The following is a 15,889-nucleotide window of genomic DNA, read 5'->3' as shown; positions in this document are numbered from 1 at the left end:
TCTGTCTTTTCTGTTAGAGAATTTCCATTAATTTATCAAGTTCATCAAGCGTCAGATCATCATCGCCAAGATCGCTAGGCGTAAGCTCAGGTCCGTCTTGGGCCAGGCAGTGATCTATGATTTTCAAGAGGTGCCCTTTAAAACTGTCACTGAACGATTGAATGGTTTTTTCATGAAATTCGAGAGAATGATAGGCAAACGTCATCGTCATCTGCCCATTTTCTATAAATCCGACAATATCAAGCGCATTCGGCTTCTCTGTGTCAGGGCTCAGCGATTGTCCTGACGGCATCCCGGATCTTGTAAATAAGCCGGAATCCGACATCTCATTAAACTGGCCTAAGTAGTTAAAGCTGATATCCGGATCAATCTCAAATGAAAGATTCTCTTTATGCTCAGGCGCCGTTACATAACGCAGAATGCCGTAGCCGACTCCTTTGTTCGGGATGTGTCTGATGTCTTCTTTCATTTGTTTCAGCTGATATGAAAGATCGTCGGCGTGCTTCATCTCAAGGATCATCGGATACATGCTCGTAAACCATCCGACCGTCCGGGTGATATTCAGGCCGTCAAGAATGTCTTCGCGCCCGTGGCCTTCCAAATGAACGCCGATCGTGTCTTCACCCGTCCACTCTTTCAGCGCCAGTCCGAGCGCCGTGAGCAGGATGTCGTTCATTTCGGTGTGATAGGCTTCATGTACGTTTGTCGTCAGCTGTTCAGTTTGTTCAGGCGTCAGAGAGAAGCTGACCGTTCTCGTATGTCTCATGCGCTGATCACCAGACTGCCTGTCTTTCGGAAGCTGAGTGCATACCTCTTTTTCCTCAAGCTCTCTCCAGTAATCCGCTTCTTTCAGAAACGCCTTCGTATTTGCGTATTCTTTGATTCTCTCGGCAAATTCGGCGAATGAATGTGTTTTCGGCGGCAGCGCCGGTTCATTGCCTTGCTTCAGCTGCGTATACACGGACGTAAAGTCCTCCAGTAAAATCCGCCAAGATACACCATCCACGACTAAGTGATGGATTGCGAGAAGAAGGTGGTCTCCATCTTCAGCCCGGAAGAGCCCGACTTTCAAGAGATGTCCTGTTTCCAGTGAAATACTGCTTTGAAGACGGTCTGCTTCCCTTTCGATACGGTCCTCATGGTCTTCAGCAGGTCCGTTCAGCTCAAAGACGTTCAGTTCAACAGACGCATCCTCAAGCCCTCTGTAATACGGTTTTTGTTCACGATAAATCATCCGGAGCGCATCATGGTGAACCGTCAGGACATGTAATGTTTTTTCTGTTATCTCCGGATCAAAGCCGTCTTTCGCGTGAAGCATGACGGATTGGTTCCAGTGGTGTTTGTCGGTAAAGTTTCGTTCAAAGAACCAGCGCTGGATCGGCGTTAAGGCCGCTTCGCCTTCGACAGGTCCTTGGTCGGCCTGCTTGCCTTCCGTCCGCTCCACATAGGAGACGAGCTCTTCGATGGTCGGATGCTGGAAGAGATCTTTCATCTCCAATTTATAGCCGTGCTGGTTCAGGCGGCTCGCCATTTGGATGCCTTTGATCGAGTCCCCGCCGAGCGTGAAGAAATTATCGCTTACGCCGATCCGGTCAAGACCGAGCACTTCTTGCCAAATGTCGGAAAGCAGCGTCTCCATCTCCGTTTCCGGCGCTTTGTATGCCGCGCTTCCCGCTTCAATATCCGGTTCCGGCAGGGCTTTTTTGTCTATTTTTCCGTTCGCGGTGACCGGAAGCTCGTCCATCTCCACCCAGAACGCCGGCACCATGTAGTCAGGCAGCGTGTCTTTCAGCGCGGCTTTGAGCGCTTCAATATCGTCCTGCTGAGGCGCGACATAGGCGCAAAGCGCGGTATTGCCCGCTTTGTCTTCCACGGCCGTCACCGCTGCGTCATGAACATCCGCAAGCTGGGCGAGGCGGACTTCGATTTCTGAAAGCTCGATCCGGTAGCCCCGCACTTTGACCTGCTGGTCAATACGGCCGATGTATTCGATGCCGCACTGCGCGTTCCATTTGACGAGGTCGCCGGTCCGGTACATGCGCTCGCCGGGCACGAACGGATCTGCGGTAAACCGCTTCGCCGTTTCTTCTTCACGGTTCAGGTATCCGCGCGCCAGACCGCGGCCGGCCACGCACAATTCACCGGCAATGCCTTCCGGCTGCACCTGATCGCCGTCGCCGAGAATATAAACTCTCGTATTGGCAATCGCCCGTCCGATCGAAAGCGATCCTTCCTCCGGATTGATGACGCCGCTTGTCGCGACGACGGTGTTTTCCGTCGGGCCGTAGTTGTTGACGATCGTGTACGGCTGTTTCACCGCCCGCTTCAGCTTGTCGCCGCCGACGAGAAGCATGCGGAGAGAGGTATTTTCCAGCTCCATAAATTGTTCGGCCAGCTGCGTCGGCAGGAAGGTGATGGTCACGCCGTGCTCCTCGAAATAGTGATTTAAGCGGGTGATATCCAGCCGGATCGCTTCGTCAATGACATGAAGCTCCGCGCCGATGGTCCATGTCGGGAACATCTCCCAGATGGAGGCGTCAAAACCGAAGCCCGCGTATTTGGCGCTTTTATCATCCGCCGTCATGGCGAATGCGTCGTGATGCCAGAAACACAGGTTCACCAGCGCATGGTGTTCGACCATGACACCCTTCGGCTGTCCGGTCGTTCCTGACGTGTAAATCATATAAGCGAGATGATCCGCCGTTGTTTCCGTCTGCGGGTTCGCTTCATCGTTTTCATCAAGCGGCAGGCTCAGAATGGAGCGTCCTCCGTCAAGCAGAATCGTTTCTCCTTTGTAGCTTTCCGGCACGTCCAGCGCTTCCTGTGTGAGAAGAAGCTTGGCGCCGCTGTCCTGCAGAATGTAGCTGATCCGCTCTTCCGGGTAGTCGGGATCAATCGGCACAAATGCCGCGCCCGCTTTCAGGACGCCGAGTACGCCCGCGGCCATTTCCAAGGACGGTTTCGTCAAAATGCCGACACGTTCGTCAGCCGTGACGCCGCAGTCCATGAGAATGCGCGCGATCCGGTTCGCCCTTGCGTTCAGCTCGCCGTACGTCCATTTCGCGCCGTTGTATGCCGCGGCCGGCCGGTTCGCGTAGCGGGCGGCCGTTTCTTCAAAGAGACGGTGAACCGTTTTGTCCCGCGGCACAGAAATTGTTTTTCCTTTCCATGCGTTGAGGAGAGCTTGTTTTTCTGTTTTATTCACCAATGAAAGCTCAGAAAGCTTCGCAGCCGGATTTTCCGCTGCGGCTTCTAACAGTTGAAGCCAGTAATGCTTCCATGTCTCTGCCGTTTCCGGTTTAAACAGCGCGGTGTTATATTCAAGCACAAACGTTAAACCTTCGTCTGTGTCCTCAGCCGTCATTGTCAGGTCAAACTTGGCTGTTTTTCTGTCAAACGGATGGTGCTTCAGCTCAATTCCTTCCATGACCAGATCTTCCGCATTTGCATTTTGCATTGAGAATACCGCATCAAACAGCGGATTTCTGCTCGTATCACGCTGCACCTCAACCTTTTGCAGAAGGTTTTCAAGCGGATAATCCTGCGCGTCAAATGCATGTAAAGCGGTTTGTTTTACTTCTTTAAGATAGTCTGTGAACGTTTTGTCCGCTTCCGGATACGTACGAAGCGCGAGTGTATTCACAAAAACACCGATGACGTTTGCGAGATCCGCATGTGACCGTCCCGCAACCGGCGAGCCGACAATGATGTCATGCTGTCCGCTCAGTTTTGAGAGAAAGGCGCTGTATGTCGCCAGCAGCACCATGTACATGGTAGAATCCGTTTGTTTCGCAAGACTGCGAAGAGCCGACGTCTGTTCCTCAGTCAGAGAAAAGACCAGCTTGTCTCCTTCAAAGGTTTGCACGGCCGGACGGCTGTAATCAGCCGGCAGCGTCAATACCGGAAGCTCGCCGTCAAGCTCCCGAAGCCAATGCTCCTCCTGCTTGCGGTACTGCTCTGATTGAATAAATTTCTGCTGCCATACCGCATAGTCTTTATAATGAATCCGCAGCGGCTCAAGCGTTTCGCCGCCATACAAGCGGGACAGTTCATCTATCAGCACGCCGACTGAAGCGCCGTCCGAAATGATATGGTGCATGTCAAACAGCAGCAGGTGGTCATGTTCAGCCAGCTTGACCAGTCCCGTTCTGACGAGAGGAAGCTGATCCAGGCGGAACGGCCGGATAAAGCTCTGAATAATCCGTTCAGCATCTTCTTCAGAGGCTTCATAATATTCCATGTCGATATCAGCTTCCGTCCATATGCGCTGAACCGTTTCCCCATCCTTTATGTCAAATGTCGTTCTGAAGGCTTCATGGCGTTCTGTCAGCTGTTTCATGACGGATTTCAGCTTTTCTGCATCAAGCTTTCCTTTTAAGCGGAGCACAGACGGCATGTTATAGCTTGTTTCAGCGCCTTCCAGCTGCTGAAGCACGAACATCCGCTTCTGCGGTGAAGAAACCGGATACGTTTCCCGCTCGGCCGCCGGTGCGATGCTCTCTGCCGTTTTCCGCTCAGCCCCTTCAATCAGCTGCGCCAGCCCCGCGGCCGTCGGAGAAGTGAACAGATCCTTTAAGGTAAGCTGCACGCCGAATGTCTTCTGGATAAGGGCCAGCAGTTTCATCCCCGCTAACGAGTGGCCCCCGATCTCAAAGAACTGGTCATGGACGCCGACCCGCTCCATTTGCAGCACCTCAGCCCAAATATCCGCCAGTTTTTGTTCTGTTTCATTGCGCGGCGCCGTATATGACACGGCATTCGCTGCGGTCACATCCGGCATCGGCAGCGCCCGCCTGTCGATTTTTCCGTTCCCTGTAAGAGGCAGTTCATCCAATTGAATAAAGACGGACGGAATCATATAAGCCGGAAGATCCTTCGCCGTATGCTCCCTCAGCTCCCGGGAAGAGATTTCCCTGAGGCCGACAACATACGCGCAAAGAAGTTTGTCACCCGCACCCTGATCTACAGCGAGCACAATACATTCCTGAATCTGGTCATGACTTTGGAGCTGATGCTCAATTTCGCCAAGCTCAATCCGCTGACCGCGGATTTTCACCTGATGGTCGATACGTCCGATAAACTCGATATCGCCATTCGGAAGCCATCTGGCCAAGTCGCCCGTTTTATACATCCGTTCACCTTCCTTAAACGGATGCTTTACAAATTTTTCTTCCGTCAGTTCAGGACGGTTGTAGTAGCCTTCTACGAGTCCTTCCCCGCTGACGCACAGCTCTCCCGCGATACCCGCCGGCTGAATGCGTCCGGCTGAGTTCATGATAAAGACTTCCGTATTGCTGACCGGTTTCCCGATCGGAACGGAGAGCGTATCCTCTTCAATGACATCCACCGGATGGTATGTCGCAAACACCGTGCTTTCCGACGGGCCGTACATATGAAGCAGTCTTCCTTTTCCGACTGCCGCAAGCGCCTTTTTGACATGTTCTACAGACGCTCTTTCGCCCCCGAACATGATTTTCCGAAGCGTCGTCAGACAGGACGGCTCCATATCAACAAGCAGGTGGAACAGGGCCGTCGTAATCATCAGAATGCTGACGTTCTCCCGTTTGATCACACGGGACAGGCGTGACATATCCAGCACCGTATCTTTCGGGACGATCACAAGCTTTGCACCGTTTAACAGCGAACCGAACATATCAAACATAAAAGCGTCAAAAACGTAGTTTGACAGACCGAGCACTGTGTCCTCTTCAGAAACAGTCAAATAGTTCGTGTTTTTTACCGTCCGCAAAATGTTGGCATGTGTGACGATGTTTCCTTTCGGCGTTCCCGTCGTGCCTGATGTATAAGTGAGATTGGCAATCGTGCTGGAATCAAACGGCAATGCTGGATTGCGAGAGTCCTTTTCATAGCTCGCCTCATCATCAGCAAGCACAATGACGCCTTGAAAACCGGCCTTTTCCGCAAGCGGCTTGAGGCTTTGCTGAGTCAGGAGCACATTCGCCCCGCTGTCGCGGAAGAAATGCTGAATCCGCTGAACCGGATGCTCAGGATCAATCGGCACATAGGCGGACTCCGCTTTTAACACAGCCATAATGGAAACAATCATATCCATTGACCGTTCACACAGAACAGCCGCGGTTTTTCCGCCGCCTCCGACCGAAAGAATATGCCGCGCAAGCCTGTTGGCTCGTTCATTCAGCTGCTGATACGACAGGGTTTCCCCTTCGAACTGTAGAGCCGTCCGGTCAGGGTTCTTTCGGGCTTGTTCTTCAAAGATCTGCACGATCGTTTGATCTTTCGGGTATACCGTGCGTTCCGGGTTGAACCGCTGTAATTGATTCAAAGCCTCCCGTTCAGAAAGCAGATCATATTCGCTGATTTTCGCATCCGGCTGAGCTGCCGCGCTTTCCAGCAGACGGACATAGTGCGCAAGCATGCGATCCGCAGTTGAGCGCTTAAACAGCTTCGTGCAATAATCCAAATCAAGCGCAATGCCTTCCGCTGTTTCCCGAGCCTGCATGGTCAGGTCGAATTTGGCGATATTGAAGTTTGTTTCATGAAGAGACAGCGTCAGATTACCGATCTCCGGAATTCCGTCGGAGGCGTTTTGCAGACTGAACATCGTGTCAAATATCGGATGCCTGCTCATGTCCCGGGGCACGTTCAGTTCCTCGGTCAGCCACTCAAACGGATAATCCTGATGAGAAAACGCATCCAGCACCTGCTTGCGCACATGACCTAACAAGCCGGCAAATGTCTGATCCTGCTTCACGGAGCTTCGCAGCGCAAGCGTGTTGACAAACATCCCGATAAGCCCCTCGGTATCGGAGTGATTTCTTCCCGCTGACGGTGTTCCCACGATGATGTCTTCCTGTCCCGAATACTTAGAAAGCAGCGTATAGTATGCTGATAACAGCACCATGTAAAGGGTGGCTCCGTTTTTCTCGGCAAGCTTCTGCAGCCGTTCCCGCAGCATTTTCGGCAGCTTGGCGGACACGCGGTCACCTTCAAAGCTTTGCACCTGCGGCCGCGGATAATCAGGAAGCAGCTGAAGCACCGGCAGTTCGCCGCTGAAGACTTCTTTCCAGTACGCCCGCTCCTTCTTGTAGCCTTCTTTCGCCCGTTCCGCCTGCCATACGGCATAATCTTTATATTGAATGCGCAATTCAGGCAGCTGATTTCCGACGTAGATGTCAGCCAGTTCCTTCAGCATGATGGAAATAGACACCCCGTCAGAAATCAGGTGATGCATATCAAACAGCAGCATATGGCGATTGTGACCGAGCGTTTGCAGGCCGATTCTGAACAGCGGCGCCTCAGATAAATCAAAACGGCGCACAAAGTCCTTCATGACCTGTTCATTCGTTCTTCCGCGCGCTTCGATCATTTCAATATGAAACGGAACATGCTCGCCAATCACTTGTCTCGGCGTGCCGTCCTCTGATTGAAACGATGTTCTGAGCGCTTCATGCCTGCTGATTAAGGCAGAAAATGCACGCTCAAGCTTTTCACGGTCTAAAGCGCCCTCAATCATGGCCGCAGCCGGCATGTTATATCCGACTCCCGCGTCTTCAAATTGGCTTGCGATATAAGTCCGCTGCTGAGCGAGCGAAAGCGGATAGCTCGCCTGCTTCTCAGCCGGCTCAATTGTACTGAATGCCGGTCCTTCGTTTCGGTTTTCCGCATAATCGGCAAGCGCCGCAATCGTCGGATGCTCAAACAAGTATTGCAGCGGAATTTCAACGCCCATTTGCTTATGAATTTTCGTCAGAAGCGTCATTGCCTTTAATGAATGACCGCCTGACTCGAAGAAATGATCATAAATGCCCGCCTTGTCCATTCCGAGAACTTCCTGCCAGATGACGGCAAGTGTTTCCTCCGTTTCATTTCTCGGCGCGGCATATTCAGATGAGCTGACAGCCTGCACATCAAGCGCAAACAGCTTTTTGCGGTCCGCCTTCCCGCTCGGCGTGAGCGGAATTTCGTCCGTTTTTGTAAAGTAAGCGGGCACCATGTAATCAGGAAGGTGCTTGGACACATACTCCCTGTACTCGGCAGGGTGAAACTCGGTTCCTTTTTCCTGAACGATATATGCGCAGACATCTAAGCTGCCCTGCTGATCCGGCCGTGCCAGCACGACGGCCTGCGCCGCGCCCGGAGCTTTTCTGAGCACCGTTTCAATTTCTCCCAGCTCAATGCGGTAGCCGCGGACTTTCACCTGATCATCTTCACGGCCGATATATTCGATCGTCCCGTCCGGCAGCCAGCGCGCCATATCACCCGTGCGGTACATGCGGCCGCTTCCGTTAAACGGGTCCTGCAAAAACTTCTCTGCGGTCAAATCCGGCAGATTTAAATAGCCGCGGCCTACACCGTCACCCGCGATATACAGCTCACCGGCCGTGCCGTCGGGCTGAAGCCGCTGGTGCTTATCCAATATATACAGACGGGCGTTGCCGAGCGGTTTTCCGATCGGAACGTACGCCGCCTGTTGATTCATTCCGTTATCCGCTGACATCTGATGCACGGACGCATCTACGCACGTTTCTGTCGGCCCGTAGACATTCGTCAGACGCGGCGTCCTGCCCGATTGATGAAAGAGCGTCATCAGCTGTTCAGCAACAGCCGCGGACAGGCCCTCTCCCCCAATGAGCATGTGGCGCAATTCAATTCCGCTGACATCTCCCGCCGCAACCATCATCTGCAGATGCGCAGGCGTTCCGTCAGTGGCTTCAATCCGGTTTTGCCGATAATAGTCCAGCAGTGCCGAGCCATTCGTCACAGTCGTTTTCGGCACGATATAAAGCGTCTGTCCCAAAAGAAGCGAGGCGAATATCTGTTTGACGGACGCATCAAAATGAAACGGAGCCAAAAGCGCCATTCTTAATGTCTGCTCACCGGATTGATAAATCTCCTGCTGCAGTGATTGCACCAGATGATGAACTTGCCGGTGCTCAATCATCACGCCTTTCGGCCGCCCCGTTGTACCTGACGTGTAGATGATGTAAGCCAGCCGGTCTGATTGTGTGATGACACCGTCCGCAGCCGTTTCAAACTGAACAGCCTCGTCAAAATCAATCCGTTCGGCATCCGCTGCAGGCACCTGTATTCCGGCCTCCGTCAGAACAGCCTTCGCTCCGCTGTCCTCTAAAATGTACTGAATCCGATCCGCCGGAAAGTCAGGATCTATCGGCACATAGGCGCCGCCCGCTTTCAAAATTCCCAATATTGCCGCAATGACACGCTCAGAACGGCCAAGCAGCACCGCGACAGGAGAATCGGCTGATATCCCGGCTTGAAGAAGGCGTCCGGCGATACGGCCTGACTGTTCATGCAATGTGCGATAGGACAATGTTCGGCCTTCATACACAACCGCGGGTTTGTCAGACAGTGACTTCACTTTCTCTTCAAACAGCCCCGGTATCGTCATCTCTCCGCGGTAATTCACCGGATTGCCGGAGGCCCGTTTCAGCAGCCGCTCTTTCTCGGATTCAGAAAGAAGAGTAAGTTCATCAATTATGCGATCAGGAGATGAAATCGCATCTTCAATCAGCGTGATCAAACGTTCAGAAACAGATTTAATCTCTTCCCTCTTGAAAATGTCGCTGCGATAGTCAAAATCAATTGTCAATTTCCCGGTGTCCCATCGTTCCTTCACATGAATTGAAATATCATTTGTACCGCTTCCGCTGAAAATAGGGTCTGTCAGGAAGGACAGATTCTCTTTTTTCTGCCACTGCATCACCTGGTACTCCAGAGCCACCGTAAACAATCTGTTCAGCGAACTTTTCGAAGCGCGCAAATCATTGACAAGCAGGTTATACGGATACTTTTGGTGGCGGAGAATTTTCATCAGATCCTTCATCCGGCCTTTAACGAATTCCAAGAACGACTGTCCTCCGTCAACACTTGTCCGCACAGGCACCGTAGATACGAACATCCCGAGCATCTGCTTTTCTTTCGCATTCGTCCGGTTTCCCATAAACGTACCCGTGACAACGTCATCCCGGCCGGTCACTTTGTAGAGATAAGTGATCAGAGCTGACTGGAACAGAGATAGTACGCTGACTTTATGCTCCTCGCAGAATGAATGAATGCGGCCATATAAGTCGTGAGGAATTTCTTGAGAAAACCGTTTTGCATCAAGACCCGCATCTGCCTGGCTCCGTTTCAGGGACACAAGCTCCGGCACGGTCTCAAACTGCCCGTTCCAAAAATCCCGATCCTTTTTAAACCGCTTCGACTGCACATATTCCTGCTCTGTCAGCACGTGCTCGATAAAAGAAGGAATCTCCGTCTGTTCCTCACTTGCTCCGCCTGAGAGCTCCAAATAAATATCGGTAATCGCATTGCCCAGAATCGTCATGGAAATCCCGTCTGAAATAATGTGATGCACATTAGCGTAAAACCAGACCTCATTTTCACTGATCGTGTGCACGGAAAAACGGAATAAATCCTGATCATATAACGCCAGAGGCTTGCCAGCTTCTTCACGCCCCCATTTTGACAGCTCGTCCGCAGAGCAGCCGGCTTGCCTGATATCTGTGTGCCCGATAGAGAGCGGACGGTATTCGCTCACATATTGAACGGGCTCCCCCTCATCATCAAGCCGCAGCCGGATTCTCATCGACTCATACCGCCGGACGAATTCCTGTATCGCTTTCTCAACGTAATGAGCCTGTACGCCGTCTTCAGAAATGAGTTTCCCAAACCCGGCAAGATTTGAAATACTTGTGTTCGGATAGAATTTTTCTGTATACCAGATACGTTTTTGAGCATTTGTTAAAGGATAAAAAGTTATTTCCATATGTGTGCGCCTCCCCTTTTTAAGATAAAGATGTCAATTCTCCCTTAGAAACAGCCTCCCTCTATGTCCCTAACTCATTCTCAAGCCAAAAGAACCACTTACCTCCAAAAACGATCCCGATTCAATCACCGCCGAAATCCGTCATCCGTTCACCCGCGCAGTCCGAAATGCGGCATCAAATTTATGAGAAATCAAGACAAAAAGCCATTGATTGTAAGCACGAAAGGTTTACCTATTTCTGCATGTATTTCTATATATCTACTTACGTTCACTTTATATGAAAATATTGTTTTTATCACCGAAAAATGGGTGAAAAGTTTCATGCGGCACACCGAAAAAAATTCCGACAAATCCAGAGGGTATTTTGCGGCATCCCGCAATTTATTTTCAAAAATATTATTTACGTAAAATTAAAAATCTTTAAACTATAATGAAAATCTGTCGAATATCCAGTTATGGCAGAATGAAAAAAATTTACGTACGTAAGCTGACCCGGAAAAAACAGCGCAAGAACCGAAACAGACAGTCCGAATGTTCGCAATATGATTTCATTAAACCGCAAAAAAAGCACTCTATTTTACATAGAGCACTTCAAAAAGATTCCTTTATTGCAGTTTTATCAATGTTGATTAATTCCATATAATCTTTTCCCCACTTATACATGGCGTCCAAAATCGGCATAAGGCTTTCTCCTTGCGCCGTTAAAGAATACTCCACTTTCGGAGGGACGACAGGGTAAACTTCCCTGTGAACGATCAGATCCTGCTCCAGCTCCCTGAGCTGATTCACAAGAATTTTGTGCGTAATATCCGGAATTAAAGCTTTCAGCTCATTAAACCGCTTCGTCCCTTCTTTTCCCAAGTGCCACATAATCAGCATTTTCCACTTCCCGCCTATCACGGCAAGCGTCAATTCCTTTTCGCAATTAAACGTTTTCTCATCCATTCGGCTCACGGGCCATTCTCCTTCCTCTTACTTTTTGTACGTTGATCATCTATTCATACACGCTTACTTTTTTACACAACTTTCATCATGTTTATACTACCACGCAGTTTTGCTGAAACAAAGCGCATTGCCTGCGGGGACAGTATCCTCAAAGTAACTATTAGACTTCAAAGTGCGTACTTCTCAACATGCGGGGCACTCTATAGAATGGAAATACATAAAAAAGAGGAGTGGATATAAAGTGGAATTACAGCTGGCATTAGACTTAGTGAATATCCCGGAAGCAATTGAACTTGTGAAAGAGGTCGAACAATATATAGATGTTGTAGAAATCGGCACTCCCGTTGTCATTAATGAAGGCCTGAAAGCCGTGCAGGAAATGAAATCAGCCTTTCCTCACTTGAAAGTGCTTGCCGATCTTAAAATCATGGATGCAGGCGGCTACGAGATCATGAAAGCGGCAGAAGCGGGAGCCGACATCATCACCGTTTTAGGAGCGACAGACGACTCAACGATCAAAGGGGCGGTTGCCGAAGCAAAAAAACAGCAGAAAAAAATCCTCGTCGACATGATTAACGTAAAAAACCTTGAAACACGGGCAAAAGAAATTGACCAACTCGGTGTTGATTATATTTGTGTTCACACAGGTTATGATCTTCAAGCAGAAGGAAAAAATTCATTCGAGGAACTGACGGCGATTAAAAAAGCGGTCAAGAGCGCTAAAACCGCAATTGCCGGAGGCATTAAACTTGATACGCTTCCTGAAGCCATCAAACAAAACCCAGATTTAATCATTGTCGGCGGAGGCATTACGGGAGCTGACAATAAAGCGGATGCTGCTGCTAAAATGAAACAGCTGATCACACAAGGATCATGAAAACGACTGAATACTTACATGAAATACTAAATGAAATATCCCGCACCGCAGCATTAATATCCGACAGTGAAGCTGACAAGCTTGCGGATCAAATTTTATCGGCAGATCAAATCTTCACGTCCGGAGCGGGACGTTCCGGCTTTATGGCTAAAGCGTTCGCCATGAGGATGATGCACATCGGTCTGAACGCTTACATCGTCGGTGAGACGCTTACCCCTCCCCTCCAAGAAGGCGGTCTCGTCATCATCGGCTCAGGCTCAGGCGAAACAAAAAGTCTGCTTCATACGGCTGAAAAAGCCAAAAGCCTTAACGGCATCATCACTGCATTAACGATTAACCCCGACTCAAGTCTCGGCAAACTTGCGGATCTTACAATAACGATTCCCGGCTCTCCTAAGGAAGAGACCGGCGGAGACAGAAAGACGATTCAGCCGATGGGTTCTTTATTCGAACAAACTCTTCTGCTGTTTTACGATGCGGTTATTCTAAAAATCATGGAGAAAAAAGAATTGAATTCAGCAGACATGTTTACAAAGCATGCGAATCTGGAATGATTTGCTGACGGCCTTCTTATCAGATGGCCGTCTTTTTATCGTCTTGTTGCGCACGGTCACGCAGGCCAAGGTTTTCGGGTCGGACACTCGCAGACGAAGATATCCTGCCGGTGAGCTTATCGCTATAATAAGTCAATTGACGATATACCCGCAACCATTCATTTCTGAATAGGGAAACGGCAAAAAACACTTTCTGATCGGATTTTTAATGAATAAAATTGATTTGTGCGGATGGTTTTACAGATATTCAGCTGAATTGCGGCTGAGAAATATATTTTAACAGCTTTACAGCAACCCGATTCTGCTTTATTCTTGGACCAGCTTTACAGCAATTAAAACTGGAGGTGATTGATACTCTTGAAAACATTAAAAGCACTGCTGCTTGTTCTTATCATCATTGCCGGAGCAGTCGCGGCCCTGATCAAGGGTGATCTTTTCTCAGATAACGAGCAGACCGTTCAGAAGGGTGATTACGACAAAGTAATCTTATTTCCGTCCGATCGATATCCGGAAACAGCAAAGCATATTAAGGACGCGATAAAAGAAGGACATTCCAGCATATGCACCATTGACAGAGACGGAGTACATAAGCGGCGTGAGCAATCTCTTAAACATGTGCCCGTCAAAACGGGATACGATAGGGATGAATGGCCGATGGCGGTTTGTAAACAGGGCGGAAACAACGCCTCCGTAGAATATATTTCTCCGGCAGACAACCGCGGAGCCGGCTCATGGGTCGGACACCAGCTTACCAATGATCCCGACGGAACAAGAGTATTATTTAAAATTAAGTAAAAAACAGGAGGAACAGCGCATTGATTAAATCATGGAAACCGCAAGAACTGGCCATTTCTTATCATCAATTTACAATCTTCCAAAAAGATTCAGAACCGCCTGTTATCGATTGGACCGATGAAGCCATTGAAAAAGGATATGCGGAAGCTGACGGAGCTGTTTCATTTGAGGCAAGGAGAAATACGAGGGCATTTATCGTCCTCAGGCTTAACACAAGTGAACCGGTACCATCCTATGAGAAAAAAGCGACTGTTCCCTTTGAGGCTGTAAAAGATGGAATTGAGATTGAAAGCGTGATGTCAAAGCGGCTTTCTTTTAATATTCCGAAAGGCCGATACAGCCTTACCTGTTATTCAGTGCCTGCCGAAATATCCGATCTTCATGCGGATACGTATATTATTGATGCAGCCGCAATGTAAAAGAAATCCCTGAGAGAATCTTATTTCTCTCAGGGAACTTTTATAAACTTTTACCGTTTGCTTCAATTACATTCTGGTACCAATAAAAACTTTTTTTCCTGATCCGTTTCAAATCCTTTTCATCTTCTTCATCTCGATTGATATAGACAAAACCGTAGCGTTTTTGATAGCCGTTCAGCCAGCTTAACAGATCCGTGAATGACCAGCTGCAGTAGCCGATGAGATGAACTCCGTCACTAATGGCCTCTCTGCACTGTTCAAGATGGGAGCGTAAATAGTCAATTCTGTAGTCATCCTGAATTGAGCCGTCTTCTTCTATTTTATCGAATTCCCCCAGCCCGTTTTCTGTTATAAAAACCGGCAGCTCATAGCGGCTCGTTATACGTCGGAGGCCGATGCGCAGACCTATCGGGTCAATCGTCCAATCCCAATTACTCGTCACGAGGTTAGGATTCTTTTTCGTTTTAAACAGCCCCGGTATACCGGTATCCTGGTTTGTCCCTTTCTGACCAGTCGTGTTCATTTTCCCCTCCGATACACCGTCAAGAGGATTTCTTTCGTACGTAATCGTCTGATAATAATTAACACCGATAAAATCCGGCTTGCCTTTTGCAAGCAATTCCATATCCCCGGCTTCAATGGCGGGCGCCCAGCCCTTTTCCTTTAAATAATTGAAAGGAATTTGCGGATAAGTCCCCCGGCAATACATATCAAGCCACCAATGATTCATAAATTCCTCTGCGTTTTCAAATGCAGTTATGTCTTCAGGATGACTTGTAAGCGGATAAGCCGGTGAATAAGCGAAGCTCGGGCCGATCAAACCGTCAGGAACATATTGTCTGAAGGATTCAATCGCTTTGGCATTAGCTAAAAATGCGATATGATTCGCTTCATAAAATCGTTTTCTGTCCTTTACGCCGGGCGGATGTGCAGCTGTAATAAACCCGTTATGAAAATTATAATTCTGCTCGTTTAACGTGACCCAGTATTTCACCTTGCCGGCAAATCTTTTGTATAACGCAATGCAGTAATCATTAAAATCATCAATAATTTTTCTTGATTCAAAGCCGCCGTATTCATCCATCAGCGCCTGAGGCAAGTCCCAATGATAAAGAGTCAGCACCGGCTCAATATCGTTAGAAATCAATTCATCGATCAGGTCTTCGTAAAATGCGATCCCTGATTCGTTGATTTCCCCTCTGCCATTCGGAAAAATTCTCGGCCAGCTGACAGAAAAGCGGTAAGCTTTCAAACCCATTTCTGCCATCAAGGCGATATCTTCTTTATAACGCTCATAATGGCCGACTGCTGTATCGCCATTTGAGCCTTTAAACGTTTTACCCGGTATTTTCGTGAATAAGTCCCATACTGAAGGTCCTTTACCGTCTTTATTCCAGGCTCCTTCAACCTGATAGGCAGCCGAGGCTGACCCCCATAGAAATGTATCAGGGAACAGGCCCTGTTTTTTATGTATCATGTGTTTCATCCTCCTGATGCGTATGATATTGATATAATACGTTATGAAACGCGT

The 15,889-nt window shown here is 49.1% G+C and carries 7 protein-coding genes; 4 read left to right on the top strand and 3 right to left on the bottom strand.

Features of this window, described 5'->3' with window-relative positions:
- Nucleotides 1–13: 13 nt before the first annotated feature.
- Both srfAA and JNUCC22_RS01790 read right to left on the bottom strand, forming a co-directional pair.
- Complete coding sequence (gene srfAA, locus JNUCC22_RS01795; protein ID WP_216062074.1) at nt 14–10,768, bottom strand: surfactin non-ribosomal peptide synthetase SrfAA; 10,755 nt, start codon at nt 10,766–10,768, stop codon at nt 14–16.
- A gap of 591 nt (nt 10,769–11,359) precedes the next feature.
- Nucleotides 11,360–11,722, bottom strand: a complete 363-nt coding sequence (locus tag JNUCC22_RS01790; protein ID WP_007409352.1) for a transcriptional activator HxlR — start codon at nt 11,720–11,722, stop codon at nt 11,360–11,362.
- Nucleotides 11,723–11,954: 232 nt separating this feature from the next.
- On the opposite strand from JNUCC22_RS01790, the gene hxlA reads away from it, so the two are divergent.
- The 4 genes from hxlA (at nt 11,955) to JNUCC22_RS01770 (ending at nt 14,358) form a co-directional block, all read left to right on the top strand.
- A complete protein-coding gene (gene hxlA / locus JNUCC22_RS01785; RefSeq protein ID WP_060563063.1) occupies nt 11,955–12,590 on the top strand; it encodes a 3-hexulose-6-phosphate synthase in 636 nt (211 codons plus the stop codon).
- Nucleotides 12,587–13,144, top strand: a complete 558-nt coding sequence (gene hxlB / locus JNUCC22_RS01780; RefSeq protein ID WP_007409354.1) for a 6-phospho-3-hexuloisomerase — start codon at nt 12,587–12,589, stop codon at nt 13,142–13,144. The genes hxlA and hxlB overlap by 4 nt, the downstream gene beginning before the upstream one ends.
- A gap of 357 nt (nt 13,145–13,501) precedes the next feature.
- Nucleotides 13,502–13,939: a NucA/NucB deoxyribonuclease domain-containing protein gene (locus tag JNUCC22_RS01775; RefSeq protein WP_216062073.1), complete on the top strand. Its 438-nt coding sequence runs from the start codon at nt 13,502–13,504 to the stop codon at nt 13,937–13,939.
- 20 nt (nt 13,940–13,959) lie between these two features.
- Nucleotides 13,960–14,358 carry a competence protein ComJ gene (locus tag JNUCC22_RS01770; protein WP_014416873.1) on the top strand — a complete coding sequence of 133 codons (399 nt, stop codon included), beginning with the start codon at nt 13,960–13,962 and terminating at the stop codon, nt 14,356–14,358.
- A 40-nt stretch (nt 14,359–14,398) separates the two neighbouring features.
- Here JNUCC22_RS01770 and JNUCC22_RS01765 read toward each other — a convergent pair whose 3' ends face one another.
- Nucleotides 14,399–15,835, bottom strand: coding sequence for a glycoside hydrolase family 1 protein (locus JNUCC22_RS01765; protein ID WP_216062072.1), 1,437 nt, complete (start codon nt 15,833–15,835; stop codon nt 14,399–14,401).
- Nucleotides 15,836–15,889: the final 54 nt, after the last annotated feature.

Origin of the sequence: Bacillus sp. JNUCC-22, assembly GCF_018861275.1 — a bacterium.
Taxonomy (GTDB): Bacteria; Bacillota; Bacilli; order Bacillales; family Bacillaceae; genus Bacillus; species Bacillus velezensis.
This window is presented reverse-complemented; position numbering and strand designations above follow the sequence as displayed.

Coding starts and splice junctions, on each gene's coding strand:
- hxlB (WP_007409354.1), top strand. CDS start 12,587: ATGAAAACGACTGAATACTTACATGAAATACTAAATGAAATATCCCGC.
- JNUCC22_RS01765 (WP_216062072.1), bottom strand. CDS start 15,835: ATGATACATAAAAAACAGGGCCTGTTCCCTGATACATTTCTATGGGGG.
- srfAA (WP_216062074.1), bottom strand. CDS start 10,768: ATGGAAATAACTTTTTATCCTTTAACAAATGCTCAAAAACGTATCTGG.